Here is a 15,987-nt window from a genome sequence, read left to right on the forward strand (position 1 = left end):
GCCTTGCCTTGGGTGGGTCATGCACGTGCAGCGCCGTCAGGCTGCGCGCCACGGCGAGCAGGCCTTGCTCGAAGAGCGCCTGAACAGTGCGCAGTTGGCCCAGGCTGGCCTGCAGGCGCAACTGGAGGCCAGCCGCGACGAAGTAAGCGACCTCAGCGAAGCCAACGCCGTCAAGCAGGCCCAGCTGGCCGCCCAGGGCCGTGAACTGGAACTGCTGCAGATCGATCGCGATAACGCCCGTGATGCGGCCCACGCCTGGCACATCGAACGCGCCACTCGCGAAGCTGAATTGCGTCGTCTTGAGGCTCAGACCGCGCGCCTGGAGGCCGAGCTGCGCGAGCAGCAGGACAGCCACCAGCAGCGCCTGGAAGACCTGCAGGAGGCCCGTGACACCCTGCGCGCCCAGTTTGCCGACCTGGCCACGAAAATCTTCGACGAGCGCGAACAGCGCTTCGCCCAGACCAGCCAGCAGCACCTGGGCCAGTTGCTCGACCCGCTCAAGGAGCGCATCCAGGCGTTCGAAAAACGTGTCGAGGAAAGCTACCAGCAGGAGGCCCGCGAGCGCTTCTCGCTGGGCAAGGAGCTGGAGCGTCTGCAACAACTCAACCTGCGGCTGTCAGACGAAGCCACCAACCTCACACAGGCCCTCAAGGGCCAGAAGACCCAGGGTAACTGGGGTGAGCTCATTCTTGAACGGGTGCTGGAACATGCCGGCCTGGAAAAAGGCCGCGAATACCAGACCCAGGTCAGCCTGAAGAGTGCCGATGGCGAGCGCTTTCAGCCTGACGTGCTGATCATGCTGCCCGGTGACAAGCAGGTGGTGGTCGACGCCAAGGTCAGCCTTACCGCCTACCAGCAATTTGTCGGCAGCAACGACGAGGCTGCCCTCAAGCAGCACGTGCAGTCGCTGCGTAACCACGTCAAAGGCCTGTCGGGCAAGGACTACAATCGCCTCGAAGGCCTGCACAGCCTGGATTTCGTGCTGTTGTTCGTGCCGATCGAGGCCGCTTTCTCGGCGGCGCTGCAGGCCGAACCCAACCTGTTCCAGGAAGCGTTCGACCGGCAGATCGTGATCGTCAGCCCGACCACTTTACTGGCCACCCTGCGGGTCATCGACAGCCTGTGGAAACAGGAGCGCCAGGGCCAGAACGCCCGAGAGATCGCCGAGCGCGCCGGTTGGCTGTATGACAAGTTCGTGCTGTTCATCCAGGACCTGGACGAGCTGGGCAACCGCCTCCAGCAGGTCGACAAGGCCTACGCCGCAGCTCGCAACAAACTGTGTGAAGGGCGCGGCAACCTGGTCAGCCGCAGCGAACAGCTCAAGCTGCTCGGTGCACGCGCCAGCAAGAGCCTGCCGGCCGATCTGCTCGAACGGGCCCTGTCAGACGAAGCGCTGGCCGACGAGGCGGTTACTGAACCAGGCTCAGATGGCGATTGAGCAGGGCGCGCAAGGCCGCCGGCTTCACCGGTTTGGCCAGGTAGTCCAGGCCTGCGGCATGCACGGTGGCCAAGGTTTCCTTGCTGCCGTCGGCGCTGATCACCACGCCGGGCACCGGCTCGCCCAGGCGCGCACGTAACCAGCCCATCAGCCCGGTGCCGGTTTCGCCGTCATCCAGGTGAAAGTCCACCAACGCCAGGTGCGGGCGCATGCCCTTGGCCAGCAACGCTTCGCACTCGGCGCGGTTGCGCGCAGTCCATACCTGGCAACCCCAGCGGCTGAGCAGGCTGTTCATGCCGATCAGGATGCTGTCTTCGTTGTCCACGCACAGCACCTGCAAGCCGGCCAGCGGCTGGCTCGCGGTTTCTACCGGGGCGCTCGGCGCCGCTGCGGCCTGATGGGCAATCGGTACACGGACGCGGAACACCGTGCCCTTGCCGGGCCAGGAGCGCACCTCCAGCGTGTGGCCAAGCACCCGGCACAGGCCGTCGGCGATCGCCAGGCCGAGGCCGAGGCCTTTTTCGGCGCGGGTCTGGTGGCTGTCCAGGCGCTTGAATTCCTGGAAAATCACCTGCAGCTTGTCGTCGGCGATACCTGGGCCACGGTCCCAGACCTCCAGCCACAGGTGCTCGCCCTGGCGGCGTGCACCCAGCAGGATCGGGCTCTTGCCGTAGCGCAAGGCATTGGTGAGGAAGTTCTGCAGCACCCGGCGCAGCAGTTTCATGTCGCTGTTGACCCGCAGACGGCTGCCGCGCAAGCGGAATTCCAGGCCCTTCTCGGCGGCCAGCACCTTGAACTCGGCGCCAAGGGTGTCGAACAGTTCATTGAGGGCGAAGGGTTTGGCGTCGGGGGTGATCTTGCCGTTTTCCAGGCGCGAGATGTCCAGCAGGTCGCTGATCAGCTCTTCGGCCGAGCGCAGCGAGCTGTCCATGTGCTGCACCAGCTGCTGGGCCTCTTCGTTCATGCCTTCGGCCTGCTGCGACAGGGCGGCGGAGAACAGTCGCGCAGCGTTCAGCGGCTGCATCAGGTCATGGCTGACTGCAGCGAGGAAGCGGGTCTTGGACTTGCTCACCGCTTCGGCCTGGCTCTTGGCTTCTGACAGTGCCTGGTTGAGTTGCGACAGCTCGTGAGTACGTTCGGCCACGCGCTGCTCCAGGCGTTCGTTGGCGTCGCGCAACGCCTGTTCGGCTTCGCGGAATGGCGTGATGTCGGTGAAACTCATGACAAAGCCACCACCGGGCATCGGGTTGCCGATCAGCTCGATGACCCGGCCATTGGGAAACAACCGCTCGGAAGAGTGGGCGCGGCCTTGGCGCATCCAGTGCAGGCGCCGTGCCACATGGACTTGTGCCTCGCCCGGGCCGCACAGGCCGCGCTCGGCGTTGTAGCGGATGATGTCGGCGATCGGCCGGCCGACGCTGATCAGCCCCTCGGGATAGTTGAAGAGCTCCAGGTAACGGCGGTTCCATGCCACCAGATGCAGGTTCTGGTCGACCACGCTGATGCCCTGGTTGATGTTTTCGATGGCACCCTGCAGCAACGCGCGGTTGAACTGCAGCACTTCGCTGGCTTCGTCGGCGATGCGCACCACGTCTTCAAGCTGCATGTCGCGGCCTTCGATGGCGGCCTTGACCACGGCACGGGTCGAGGAGGTGCCGAGCACACCGGCGAGCAGGCGTTCGGTGTGTTCGATCCAGTCGCCATCGGCGTTCTGGTTGGGGTTGAAACCCTTGCCCTGGCGGTAGGCGAAGCGGATGAAGCTTTGCCGCGCGCGCTCCTCGCCGACGAAGCGCGAGGCGAGGGTGAGCAGGTCTTCGATCTGCACGGCCAGCAACGGTTTGCTGCTGGGCCGGGCGCTGGTCTGCTGGCCGATGAAGCGGCCTGCCTGCCAGTGTTCAGACACGCGGGTGCGCGACAACATCGACACCCAGACAAACAGCGTGAAGTTACCCGCCAGCGACAGCACTACCCCCTGGGTCAAAGGGCTGATCGGCAGGTCGAGCGGGTTGCCATGCAGCCAGGCCAGGCCCGGGAACAACCCCAGCGACAGGCCCAGGCTATGGGCGATGATCGGCAGCACCAGGGTGTAGAACCACAGGAAGATGCCCGCTGCCAGGCCGGCGAACACGCCACGGCGGTTGGCCTGCTTCCAGTACAGCGCGCCGAGCATGGCCGGGGTCAGCTGGGTGACGGCGGCGAAGGCGATCTGGCCGATGGTCGCCAGGCTCGCAGTGGAACCGAGCAGGCGGTAGCTGACATAGGCCAGCAGCAGGATCACCACGATGGTCACCCGGCGTACCGACAGCATCCAGTGGCGGAACGCTTCGAACGGCCGCTCGGCATTGTTGCGGCGCAGCAGCCAGGGCAGCAGCATGTCGTTGGAGACCATGGTCGACAGCGCTACCGCCTCGACGATGACCATGCCGGTAGCGGCCGAAGCACCGCCGATGAAAGCCAGCAGGGCCAGGCTGGGGTGGGCTTCGGCCAGCGGCAGGCTGATGACGAAGGAGTCGGATATCACCGTGCCCGGCAGCAGCATCTGCCCGGCCAGGGCGATCGGCACCACGAACAGCGCGGCCAGGGCCAGGTACAGCGGGAACACCCAGCGCGCCAGGCGCATGTCCTGGGGTTCGATGTTCTCCACCACGGTGACATGGAACTGCCGTGGCAGGCAGATGATCGCCATCATCGCCACGGCGGTTTGCACCACCATCGACGGCCAGTTGATGGTTTCCTGCCAATAGCTGTCCAGTTGCACCGACTGGCGCGCCTGGCTGAGCAGGTCGTCGAAGCCGTCATACAGGTTGAACACCACGAAGACACCCACCGCGAGGAATGCCAGCAGCTTGATCAGCGACTCGAAGGCGATCGCCAGGACCATGCCGCGGTGGTGCTCGGTGACGTCCAGGCTGCGGGTGCCGAAAACGATGGCGAACAGCGCCAGCACCAGCGACACCACCAACGCGGTGTCCTGCACCCGCGTGCCTGTAGCGTCGGCGTTGGCGCCGATCAGCAGGTTGACGCCGAGGACGATGCCCTTGAGCTGCAGGGCGATATAAGGCAGCACGCCAACCAGGCAAATCAGCGCCACCACCACGGCCAGGGACTGCGACTTGCCATAGCGGGCGGCGATGAAGTCAGCGATCGAGGTGATGTTCTGCTGCTTGCTGATCAGCACCATCTTCTGCAGCACCCACGGCGCGAAAATCAGCAGCAGGATCGGCCCGAGGTAGATCGGCAGGAACGCCCACAGCTGTTCCGCGGCCTGGCCGACCGCGCCGAAGAACGTCCAGCTGGTGCAGTACACCGCCAGCGACAGGCTGTACACCCAGGCACGCAGGCGCGGCGGCAACGGCGTGCTGCGGCGGTCGCCGTAGAAGGCGATGGCGAACATGACGGCCATATAGGCCAGGGCGACCACGGCGATCAGCCCGCTGGACAACGACATGAAAACTCCGGAGCAAGAAAGATAACGCGGTCCCGATCAATCAGTCTGGCACGCGGGCGGCGGTTCGTCAGCGCCGACGATGGTCGCAGCGGCGAGTCGTCGCAGGTTCGTCTTTTGCCTGCACTGGCCAATTCGCGGGTACTGCGAAGGTGCCGAAAGCGACGCGGCACCCTCTTAGGAGCGGGTTTACCCGCGAAGCGGCCGGAGCAGGCAACATCAACCCCGACGTGTACCCAGCCAGTAGAAGACGCCCGCCAGTATCACCGACATCACCAGCAGGTAGAAGATCACCCCCGGCCACCACCGCCCCAGGGCGAACCCCACCATTACCGGCCCCAGCGCCGCCCCGAGGTTGGACAGGTTCTGCGCCCCGTAATACACCCCGCGCAGGTGCTCCGGGGCAATCAGGTCGATGAACATGTACTCGGCGGGTATGACGATGATTTCACCGAGGGTGAACACCAGCATCGCCAGGCACCACGCCACTACCGATCCGGCCATGGCAAAGCCGAGCAGCCCGGCGATGAACAGCGCCATGCCGGCCAGCAGCCAGGGCATAAGCTGCTGGCGACCGATGCGTCGACCGATCAGGTACTGCAGGGCTATCACCGTCACCGCGTTGGTCGTGACCAGATAACCGACCAACCGTGCCGCCTCGCTGGCGCTGCTGGTCACCACCAGGTACTGCGACAGATAGGCGGTGAACTGGCCGAAGACAACTGCGCTCAGTACGCCGCCCAGGGTGAAGCACACCAGTCGACGGTCGCGCGCCAGCCCTAGCGCAACCTGGCTGAACCCGGCGCCCGGCGGCACCTGCGCGCTGGCCTGCAGGCCACGGTCGCCAAGCCGCCAGTAGGCCAGGCACATGCCCAGGCCGGTGAGCGCCGAAGCGATGAAAGGCAGATGGTCGTCCAGCTCCAGCATGGCCACGCCAAGCAGCGGGCCGACGGCATAACCGACGTTGCTCAAGGTGTACTTGATGGCGAACACCTCGGCCCGTTGCTCCACCGGCAGCAGCGCGCAGAAGCCGGCCTTGGCGGCGATGTCGACCACCGCCAGGGCCAGGTTGATCAGCACCAGGCAGCTGAAGAACAGCCACACCGAACGGCTGGCGATGGCGATTACGAAGGCGAGGGCGAAGACCAGCGTGCTGGCGCTGACCAGGGTGTGGTTGCGCACGGTGTCGACCAGGTGCCCGCCATACAGGCTCAGCAATGAGGCGACGATCAGCGCGCCACCGATCAGCAAGCCGATCTGGCCGACCGACAGTTGGAAGTTGTCGGCCAGGTAGACCACCAGGTAGGGCAGGGTGATAGCGCGGGCGACAGTCAGCGAGAAGGTGGTTGCCAGCAGCAGACGGACGCTGGCGGGGTAGCCTTTCATGGCAGCGAGCATTGCCACGTCCTTGGTGTGGGGTAATTCGATGCTGGGAGGATAATTGAGACGGGCGGCGGCGACCAGCGGAGGATTGACAGCCTGCACCTCGCGGGGGAATACTCTCGACCAATTCATATATATGTTTATATAACAAGAGACGAGAGCCGACCCATGCACCCACTGTCCGGTGATGCTCGACTACCCCGCTATCAACAGCTGCGCGATCATCTGATCGAGCAGATCGCCAATAACCGCTGGCGCCCGGGCGAGGCCATTCCCACCGAAGCTGCCCTGGCCAACGAGTTCGACATGTCTGTCGGCACCGTGCGCAAGGCCGTCGACGTGCTGGTCGCCGAAGGCGTGCTGGAGCGTCAGCAGGGCCGCGGCACCTTCATCCGCCGCCCGCAGTTCCAGTCTTCGCTGTTCCGCTTCTTCCGTTTCGAAAGCGCCAACGGCGAGCGGCTGATGCCGGAAAGCCGCATCCTCTCCATCGAGCCGGTGCCGGCCCCTTCGGCGGTTGCCCAGGCCTTGGGCCTGGTTGCCGAGGCCGAGGTCATTCGCATTGTCCGTACCCGTCTGCTCGGCGCCCAGCCGGTGCTTGCCGAGGAAATCTGGCTGCCGCGCCAGACCTTCCAACCCCTGCTCGACGTCGACCTGGATAGCAAAGGTCCGCTGCTCTACCCGATCTACGAGGAGCTGTGCGGCCAGGTGGTCGCCTACGCCGAGGAGACGCTGACCGCCGAAGCGGTCGATGCGGTGCATGGCCGCTTGTTGCAACTGCCGGCCAACAGCCCGGTCGTGGTGATCGAGCGCCTGGCCCGCGATTACGCTGGCAAACCGCTGGAATGGCGCCGCTCGCGCGGCCACGCGCAGCACTTCCGCTACCGCGTCGACATTCGCTGAGCCGTTAAACCGGCTGCTTCGCCCGTTACCCGTCTGCGCCGTTCTGCCACGGCGCAGTGGCTTCGCCTGTCCGGTCGCGGGCCTGCCAGCGCTTTGGCACGCCCGGCCGTCACACACACGACTAAGAAGGATAACAACCATGTTCAGCTGGTATCGCCAGATCACTTCACGGGAACGCAAGACGTTCTGGGCCTGTTTCGGTGGCTGGTCGCTCGATGCGCTGGAAGTGCAGATGTTCGGCCTGGCCATTCCCGCGCTGATCGCCGCGTTCTCCCTGACCAAGGGCGATGCCGGCCTGATCAGCGGCCTGACCCTGGTGACCTCGGCGATCGGTGGTTGGCTCGGTGGCACCCTGTCGGACCGTTATGGCCGCGTGCGGACCTTGCAGTGGATGATCCTCTGGTTCTCCTTCTTTACCTTCCTCTCGGCGTTCGTCACTGGCTTCTATCCGCTGCTGTTCGTCAAGGCCATGCAGGGCTTCGGCATCGGTGGCGAGTGGGCGGCCGGTGCGGTGCTGATGGCCGAGACCATCAACCCGAAATACCGCGGCAAGGTCATGGGTACCGTGCAGAGCGCCTGGGCCGTGGGCTGGGGCCTGGCGGTGGGGCTGTTCACCCTGATCTATTCGCTGGTACCGGCTGAGTATGCCTGGCGGGTAATGTTCTTCATCGGCCTGCTGCCATCGCTGCTGATCATCTGGGTGCGCCGCAACGTGCCGGAGCCGGACAGCTTCCAGCGCCTGCAAAAGGACAAGGCCATCCCGGGCAGCTTCTTCAAGTCGATGGCCGGCATCTTCCGCCCGGAGCTGCTGCGCGTGACCCTGCTCGGCGGCCTGCTCGGCCTCGGGGCGCACGGTGGCTACCACGCCGTCATGACCTGGCTGCCGACTTTCCTCAAGACCGAACGCAACCTGTCGGTACTGAACTCCGGTGGTTACCTGGCGGTGATCATCTTTGCCTTCTGGTGTGGTTGCGTGGCCAGCGGCCTGCTGATCGACCGCATCGGCCGTCGCAAGAACATCCTGCTGTTCGCGCTGTGCTGCGTGCTGACCGTGCAGGCCTATGTGTTCTTCCCGCTGAGCAATACCCAGATGCTGTTCCTCGGCTTCCCGCTGGGCTTCTTCGCCGCCGGCATCCCTGCCAGCCTGGGGGCGTTCTTCAACGAGCTGTACCCGGCCGACGTGCGCGGTGCCGGGGTCGGCTTCTGCTACAACTTCGGCCGCGTGCTGTCGGCGGTGTTCCCGTTCCTGGTCGGCCACATGAGCGAATCCATGTCGCTGGGTAGCGCAATCGGTATCGATGCCGGCATCGCCTACGGCGTGGCGATGCTCGCCGCGCTGTGCCTGCCGGAGACCCGTGGCCGTAACCTCGAGGCCACGCCCGCGCCGGCCATGGCTGGCGCTGTCGCCAAGTAACCTGACTGTTCTGTGATGACCATGCCCGACGTTCCTGTTTCACACCTGACCGCCATCGACAGCCATGCCCACGTGTTCAGTCGTGGCCTGAACCTTGCCAGCGAGCGGCGTTACGCGCCCAGCTACGATGCGCCGCTGGGTGATTACCTGGGCCAGCTGCTGGCCCATGGTTTCAGCCATGGCGTGTTGGTACAGCCCAGCTTCCTGGGTACCGACAACCGCTACCTGCTCGATGCCTTGAAGACCGTGCCGGGGCAACTGCGCGGGGTGGTGATGCTTGACCGGGACGTCGAGCGCGAGACCTTGCAAGAGATGGATCGGCTCGGGGTCAGGGGCGTGCGCCTGAACCTCATGGGCCAGGCCCTGCCAGACCTGACGGGGGCTGAATGGCGGCCCCTGCTGGAGCGCATCGGCGAACAGGGCTGGCACCTGGAGCTGCACCGCCATGTCGCGGACATTCCGGCGCTGGTGCGGGCCCTGGAGCCTTATGGGCTGAACATTGTGGTCGACCATTTCGGTCGGCCCGATGCCCGCCTGGGGCTTGGGCAGCCGGGGTTTGCCGAGCTGTTGACGCTGGGCGGCAAGGGCAAGGTGTGGGTCAAGGTGTCCGGGATCTATCGACTGGAAGGTACACCGGAGCAGAACCTGGCGTTTGCACGTCAGGCCCTGTGTGCGCTTGAGGCCCACTACGGTCCCGAACGGCTGCTGTGGGGCAGTGACTGGCCGCATACCCAGCATGAGTCTGCTGTGAGCTTCACCAGGGTTGTCGAGCAGTTCGATGCCTTGGGCTGCTCGGCTGAATTGCGCCGGGCGCTGCTCGTGGATACTGCACAGGCGTTGTTCGGGTTCGCGTGAGGTAGCGCCTGTGCCGGCCTCTTCGAGGCGTCGAACCGCCGCGAAGAGGCCAGCACAGGCACGGTCAATCCGAAAGATGCCCCGCCATCTTCACAGGCAGCGGGGCATCTATCGGTCAGAAGCGGAACCGGCTGATCATCTGCTGCAACTGCCCGCCCAACCGCGCCAGCTCCACACTGGACGCCGAGGTTTGCTGACTGGCCTCAGCGGTCTGTTCGGAAATATCCCGCACTGTCACCACGCTGCGGCTGATCTCTTCGGCCACCGCACTCTGCTGCTCGGAAGCCGCGGCAATCTGCTGGTTCATCAGCTGGATCGCCGACACACGCTGGGTAATCCCTTCCAACGCCACCCCGGCCTCACGCACCAGCGCCACGCTGCTTTCGGTGAGGCTCTGGCTCTGCTCCATCAGCTCGCTCACCGAACGAGTGCCTTGCTCAAGGCTGCCGATCGCCGATTCGATCTCCAGCGTCGATGCCTGGGTACGCTGTGCCAGGCTGCGCACTTCATCTGCCACCACGGCGAAACCACGGCCCGCTTCACCGGCCCGGGCCGCTTCGATGGCGGCATTGAGCGCCAGCAGGTTGGTCTGTTCGGCCACGGCCTTGATCACGTCCATGACCTTGCCGATACGCTGGCTCTCGGTGCGCAGCGCTCCCATGGCTTCGCCAGTGGCGTCCACCTGGCTGGCCAGGCGGCTGATCTGGGCCACGGCGCGGCTGACCACGCTGTCACCTTCACGGGCTTCTTCGTCAGTGGCACTGGCGGCGGTAGAGGCTTCGCCGGCATTGCGCGCGACTTCGTGCACGGTGGCAGCCATTTCCTGCATGGCCGTGGCCACCTGATCGGTTTCGACCTTCTGGTTGCTGGCGCCGGCGCTGGTCTGCTCGGTGATTGCCGACAGCTCTTCGGTAGCGCTGGCAATCTGCGAAATGCCATCGCGCACCTGGGCGATCAGCTCGCGCAGGTTGCGAGTCATGCCCTGCAGGGCGTTCTGCAGTTGGCCGACTTCGTCGCGGCGGCGGCTGCTTGGTTGTTCGCCGAGGTCACCGGCAGCGACCTGCTCCATGGCCTTGAGTGCCTGGCGCAGCGGCTGGCTGATCTGCCGGGCAATCACCACGGCAGCCAGGGCGCCGAGCAGCAAGGCGAGCAGGGTGGTGGCAATTTGCAGGCTGCGGGCGAAGTGGCTGTCTTTGGCGACCAGCACCGCCTGGTCGTCCAGCAGTTGGCCGATGACACCGTTGAGGGTCTCGATGTCGTTGGCCATGGCGGCGCGGTAGTCCACCAGGTGGCTGACCTCGCCACGGAACGCCTCCACGGCCTTCGCATAGGCCTGCACCTGCAGCTCCAGCTGCTGGAACTGCTGCGGGAAATTGCCATTGAAGCGGGCGACCAGCCCCGGCAGATCGTTCACCGTGGTGGCAATCTGGGTGTTCATCAGTTTCTCGGTCTCGGCGTTGGTATTACCGGTATAACCGCGAACGTGGTAGCGCAGCAGGATCAGGTTTTCGCGTATCTGGTTGATGGCCTCGATGCGCACGAAACGCTGCTCGGCATCGGGCAAGGCGCGTACCTGATTGCGAATCTGCTCGATGCTGGCGAACGACTGGGTGGCCAGGACGCCCATTTCCTTTTGTGCCGCGCGCATCTTTTCATAGGAGCGGAAGCTGGCGGCCTGGTTGCCGCTGTAGCTCTGCAGTGCCTGGTCGGCACTATTTATCAGCGCATGGGCCTGCGCCCTGACCATCACCTCGCGCAGCTTTGCCAGTGTCGGCTTGAACGCGTCCAGCGCAACTTGCAGCTGTTTGCTCTCGGCGGGTGCGCCGTTAGCCATGGCATGGCGCAAGCGCGCTTCGCGCAGGTCGCCGAGGGCGTCGTTGAGGCGCGATACATCGCTGACAACCTCACTGCGCCGTACCAGGCTGCCGAGGCCGTCCCAGCTGATCAGCGACTGCACGAGTGTCAGGCACAGCACCAGGCCGAAACCGAGAAAGAGTTTATGGGCGATCCTGAGGTCGCCAAACCAGGTAAACATTACTGCCGAGCTCCTTTTCTTATGCGTTGGAGGAGACCTGAGGTCTGTTCCTTCTGTCAGATATAGTCATCTATATGAATCATCGGCAGATGTAACAAGTCCTGAACAGCAATTTCAATCAAAATAATGGCGTTGTGCTATCGGTCGGGCATCGCAAAAGGGGAGCTACAGCGCTTCAGTTGCGTGCAGGCAGCAGTTCGACGCGTGTCTTAAGGAGGTTTTCCGAGTCTTGGCCCATCATGACTTCGAACCAGCCCGGCTCGGTGACCAGGCGTAGTGATTGATCGTAGAAGGCCAGCATGGATTGATCGATGTCGAAGGTGACCGTCCGGCTTTCTCCCGGGGCAAGCATCAATTTGTGGAAGCCTTTGAGCGCTTTCAACGGGCGGCTGACCGTTGCACTGACGTCACGCAAATAAAGCTGCACCACGGTCTCGCCACTGCGTGGGCCCGTGTTGGTTACCTGGACACTGGCGCGCAGGGTTTGCCCCGGCAACAGGCGCTGGCTTGTCAGCGTGGGGTGGGAAAGCTCGAAGCGGGTGTAGCTCAGGCCAAAACCGAACGGGTAAAGCGGCGTGTTATCGGTATCGAAGTAAAACGATTTATAAGGCGTGGGTCGCTCCGGATCGAAGGGGCGGCCGGTGCTGAAGTGATTGTAGTAGAGCGGGATCTGGCCCACGTTGCGGGGAAAGGTCACTGGCAGTCTGCCTGAGGGGTTGTAATCGCCAAACAGGACGTCGGCGATGGCATTGCCCCCTTCCGTTCCGCTGAACCAGGTTTCAAGAATGGCATCAGCCATCTCTCCTTCGACGCCCAATGTCAGCGGGCGCCCATTCATCAACACCAATACCAGAGGCTTGCCTGTCCGCTTCATCGCTTGCAGCAGCTGGCGCTGCTGCAAGGGCAGGTCAAGGTCAGTCTTGCTCGCAGTTTCGTGGGACATGCCTCTGGCCTCACCCAAGGCCAGTACGATGACATTGGCCTGCCGTGCAATGGCATTCGCTTCCGCCAGCATGGCGGCAGGCTTGCGTGGGTCGAAGGCCACCTGATTATCAGCGAGCAGTTGGAACACCTGCGGGTCGTCAGCGATGTTGGCGCCTTCGGCATACAGCAACCTGGCCTTGCCCCCCAGTGCAGCCTTCAGCCCATCGCGCAGGCTGACGGCCTGCTCGGGCTGGCCGCTGGCGGGCCAGCTTCCGAGGATATCGATGCGATTGTCGGCCAGCGGACCGATCAGGGCGATAGTCCCTTGCTTTTCCAGCGGCAGAAGCTGGTTGCGATTCTTCAGCAAGACCAGGCTTCGTCGCGCCACGTCCCTGGCCTGGGCACGGTGAAGGCGCTTTTCGGCGTGCGGGTCGTCGCGCGCCAGCCCCAGCCTTCTGTAAGGATTGGCGAACAGGCCCAGATCATATTTGGTAGACAATACCTGGCGCACTGCCGCGTCGAGCGTCCCCACGGGGACCAGCCCTTGCTCCACCAGCGTGGGCAATTGGTCGCCGAACAAGGAATCACCGAGATCCACTTGCGTGCCGGCATCGAGCGCCATGCGTGCGGCGGCGCGCGCGTCGCTGGCAGTGCCATGCGTCATCAGCCCACCGATCGCGCCATGGTCACTGATCACCAGCCCCTGGAAGTTCCAGTCCCGCCGCAGCGTGTTCCGCAACATCTCCCTATTGGCGGCCGACGGGGTACCGTTGAGCACAGTCAGCGCAACCATGACGGCACCTGCTCCGGCTTCGATGGCAGCTCGATAGGGCGGCAGGTAGTCCTGATAGAGCTTCAACGGGCTCATGTCTACAGTGTTGTAGTCGCGACCACCTTCGACGGCGCCATAGGCGGCAAAGTGCTTGATGCAGGCCATGATGCTGTCGCTCGCCCCGAGTATCGGGCCTTGCAGTGCTTGAACGGTGACCGAGGCAATGCGCGAAGCCAGGTAGGTATCTTCACCTGGGCTTTCGGAGATCCTGCCCCAGCGAGGATCGCGCGTGATATCCAGCATGGGGGCGAATGTCATGTCCCGCCCATCGGCACTGGCTTCTACCGCAGCGACTCGTGCACTGACAGCAATGGCTTGCATGTCCCAGCTCGAGGCCAGCCCGAGGCCGATGGGAAAAATCGTTCTGTATCCATGCACGACATCTGCGGCAAAAAGCAGCGGGATTTTCAGGCGGCTTTGGACGGCTGCATCCTGCATTTCGCGCAGGCGTGCACGGGGGGTATGGGGATTTGCAACCATTACGCCGATCTGGCCGGTTCTTACCGCCTTCACGCTTTGGCGCGAATTGGCCTCGCTGCCGACATAGTCCGTTTGCAACTGGCCGGCCTTTTCAGCCAGGCTCATGCGCGAAAGCAGGTCCTGCAGGAAGTGTTCCTTGTCGGCGGCTGCGAGGCTGGAGGCGTTGGTAACGGGCAGCGAGGCCAGTACGGGCAGTATCAACGCGGTGAGCAACGGATGGCGACAATTGCGCAGGCTAGGCATGAAATCCCTATTCATGAAATTTTCTGCCAGCCTGTCCCGAAGACCCATCGCCTGCTACTGACAAAGTTGTCAGTTGACAGCCATGATGTGGCCTGGAGAGCGTTGTGCGCCTTCTAATCAAGCAACGGCCGCCTGCGGCTCAACTCAGGAACAAGGACGATGAGTCACCCCTCGCAATTCACCTTGCTCGGCAAACGGCGTTTCCTGCCGTTCTTCGTCACCCAGTTACTGGGTGCCTTCAACGACAACCTGTTCAAGCAGTCGCTGATCCTGGCCATTCTGTTCAAGCTCAGCCTGGGCGACGGCGATCGATCGATCTGGGTCAACCTCTGCGCGCTGCTGTTCATCCTGCCGTTCTTTCTGTTCTCGGCGCTGGGCGGGCAGTTCGGCGAGAAGTTCGCCAAGGACGCACTGATCCGCGCGATCAAGCTGGCCGAGATCGTCATCATGGCGATCGGCGCCATCGGCTTCGTCACCAACCATCTCACGCTGATGTTGGTGGCGCTGTTCGGCATGGGCACCCACTCGGCGCTGTTCGGCCCGGTGAAATACTCGATCCTGCCCCAGGCCCTGCGTGAAGAGGAGCTGGTGGGGGGCAACGGCCTGGTGGAGATGGGCACCTTCCTCGCCATCCTGGTAGGCACCATTGGCGCCGGGGTGATGATGGCCAATGACAGCTATGCCACGGTGGTGGCCGCTGGCGTGGTCGGCACCGCCGTGCTCGGCTACCTGGCCAGCCGCTGGATTCCCCGGGCTGCGGCAGCGTCGCCGCAGATGGCGCTGGACTGGAACATCTTCAAGCAGTCGTGGGTGATCCTGCGCATGGGCCTGGGGCAGACCCCGGCAGTGTCGCGCTCGATCGTCGGCAACTCGTGGTTCTGGTTCGTCGGCGCCATCTACCTGACGCAGATCCCGACTTACGCCCAAGAGTGGCTGCACGGTGACGAGACCGCAGTGACCCTGGTGCTGACCCTGTTCTCGGTCGGTATCGCCGTCGGGTCGCTACTGTGTGAACGCCTCAGCGGGCGCAAGGTGGAAATCGGCCTGGTGCCGTTCGGCTCGTTTGGGCTCACCTTGTTCGGCCTGCTCTGGTGGTGGCACTCAGGTGACGTACCGGCCGGCGCCCAGCCGCACGACTGGCTGGCGCTGCTGGGCATGCACCAGGCCTGGTGGATCCTGGTGTCGATCGTTGGCCTCGGCGTGTTCGGCGGCTTCTACATCGTGCCGCTGTACGCGCTGATCCAGGCGCGCACTGCCGAAGACCAGCGGGCGCGGGTGATCGCCTCCAACAACATCCTCAACGCGCTGTTCATGGTGGTCTCGGCGATCTTCACCATCGTCTTGCTGAGCGTGCTCAAGCTGAGCATCCCCCAGCTGTTCCTGGTGGTGTCACTGCTGAACGTGCTGGTCAATGCCTACATCTTCAGGATCGTGCCCGAGTTCACCATGCGCTTCCTGATCTGGATGCTCAGCCATTCGATGTACCGCGTGCAGCACCGCGACCTTGAACGCATCCCCGATGAAGGCGCTGCGCTGCTGGTGTGCAACCACGTGTCGTTCGTCGATGCACTGCTGCTGGGCGGGGCGATCCGTCGGCCGATCCGCTTCGTCATGTACTACAAGATCTACAACCTGCCGGTGCTCAATTTCGTGTTCCGCACGGCGGGTGCCATTCCGATTGCCGGGCGCAACGAAGACCAGGCCACCTATGATCGGGCCTTTGCGCGTATCGCCGAGTACCTGGCAGACGGTGAGCTGGTGTGTATCTTCCCGGAAGGCAAATTGACCGGTGATGGTGAAATCGACGTGTTCAAGGGAGGCGTCAGCCGCATCCTCGAAGAAACCCCGGTGCCGGTGATTCCGTTGGCGCTGCAGGGCCTGTGGGGGAGTTTCTTCAGCCGCGACCCGGCCAAGGGCTTCTTCAAGCGCCTGTGGTCGCGGGTGACCATCGTGGCAGGCGCCGCCATCCCGGTGGAGGCGGCGCAGCCAGAGGCCTTGCGTGAGCAGGTCAGCCGCTTGCGCGGTGGCCTGCGCTGAG

Annotated in this window: 9 protein-coding genes and 1 pseudogene; 5 read left to right on the top strand and 5 right to left on the bottom strand. The window is 63.9% G+C overall.

Features of this window, described 5'->3' with window-relative positions; translation table 11 throughout:
- Positions 1 to 64 precede the first annotated feature (64 nt).
- Positions 65 to 1,438 carry a DNA recombination protein RmuC gene (locus HU738_RS00395; protein WP_186602233.1) on the top strand — a complete coding sequence of 458 codons (1,374 nt, stop codon included), beginning with the start codon at positions 65 to 67 and terminating at the stop codon, positions 1,436 to 1,438.
- Here HU738_RS00395 and HU738_RS00400 read toward each other — a convergent pair.
- Together HU738_RS00400 and HU738_RS00405 are read right to left on the bottom strand one after the other, a co-directional pair.
- Entirely contained in the window at positions 1,410 to 4,886 is a 3,477-nt protein-coding gene (locus HU738_RS00400) for a hybrid sensor histidine kinase/response regulator (protein ID WP_186602129.1), read from the bottom strand. The genes HU738_RS00395 and HU738_RS00400 overlap by 29 nt on opposite strands.
- Positions 4,887 to 5,102: 216 nt before the next feature.
- Positions 5,103 to 6,281 carry an MFS transporter gene (locus HU738_RS00405; RefSeq protein ID WP_186602128.1) on the bottom strand — a complete coding sequence of 393 codons (1,179 nt, stop codon included), beginning with the start codon at positions 6,279 to 6,281 and terminating at the stop codon, positions 5,103 to 5,105.
- Between the two features lie 153 nt (positions 6,282 to 6,434).
- Here HU738_RS00405 and HU738_RS00410 point away from each other — a divergent pair, with 153 nt between their 5' ends.
- From HU738_RS00410 to HU738_RS00420, 3 genes are all read left to right on the top strand, one after another.
- Positions 6,435 to 7,166 carry a GntR family transcriptional regulator gene (locus HU738_RS00410; RefSeq protein ID WP_176509492.1) on the top strand — a complete coding sequence of 244 codons (732 nt, stop codon included), beginning with the start codon at positions 6,435 to 6,437 and terminating at the stop codon, positions 7,164 to 7,166.
- Positions 7,167 to 7,305: 139 nt separating this feature from the next.
- Positions 7,306 to 8,580: an MFS transporter gene (locus tag HU738_RS00415; RefSeq protein ID WP_176509491.1), complete on the top strand. Its 1,275-nt coding sequence runs from the start codon at positions 7,306 to 7,308 to the stop codon at positions 8,578 to 8,580.
- 21 nt (positions 8,581 to 8,601) lie between these two features.
- A complete protein-coding gene (locus tag HU738_RS00420) occupies positions 8,602 to 9,435 on the top strand; it encodes an amidohydrolase family protein (RefSeq protein ID WP_186602126.1) in 834 nt (277 codons plus the stop codon).
- Between the two features lie 115 nt (positions 9,436 to 9,550).
- Here the strand turns inward: HU738_RS00420 and HU738_RS26235 are convergent, their stop codons facing one another.
- The 3 genes and pseudogenes from HU738_RS26235 to bglX all read right to left on the bottom strand — a co-directional run bounded on the left by HU738_RS26235 (position 9,551) and on the right by bglX (position 13,949).
- Positions 9,551 to 10,414, bottom strand: coding sequence for a methyl-accepting chemotaxis protein (locus HU738_RS26235; RefSeq protein ID WP_371870323.1), 864 nt, complete (start codon positions 10,412 to 10,414; stop codon positions 9,551 to 9,553).
- Positions 10,406 to 11,470 (bottom strand): annotated as a pseudogene (locus HU738_RS26240) (methyl-accepting chemotaxis protein); the annotation flags it as partial. The pseudogene HU738_RS26240 and the gene HU738_RS26235, both read right to left, overlap by 9 nt.
- A 175-nt stretch (positions 11,471 to 11,645) precedes the next feature.
- Positions 11,646 to 13,949 carry a beta-glucosidase BglX gene (bglX, locus tag HU738_RS00430; protein ID WP_186602120.1) on the bottom strand — a complete coding sequence of 768 codons (2,304 nt, stop codon included), beginning with the start codon at positions 13,947 to 13,949 and terminating at the stop codon, positions 11,646 to 11,648.
- A 159-nt stretch (positions 13,950 to 14,108) separates the two neighbouring features.
- Between bglX and HU738_RS00435 the strand changes: the two genes are divergently transcribed.
- A complete protein-coding gene (locus HU738_RS00435) occupies positions 14,109 to 15,986 on the top strand; it encodes an MFS transporter (protein ID WP_186602119.1) in 1,878 nt (625 codons plus the stop codon).
- The last annotated feature ends 1 nt before the right edge of the window (position 15,987 follow it).

The sequence above is a fragment of the Pseudomonas vlassakiae genome (assembly GCF_014269035.2).
Taxonomy (GTDB): domain Bacteria; phylum Pseudomonadota; class Gammaproteobacteria; order Pseudomonadales; family Pseudomonadaceae; genus Aquipseudomonas; species Aquipseudomonas vlassakiae.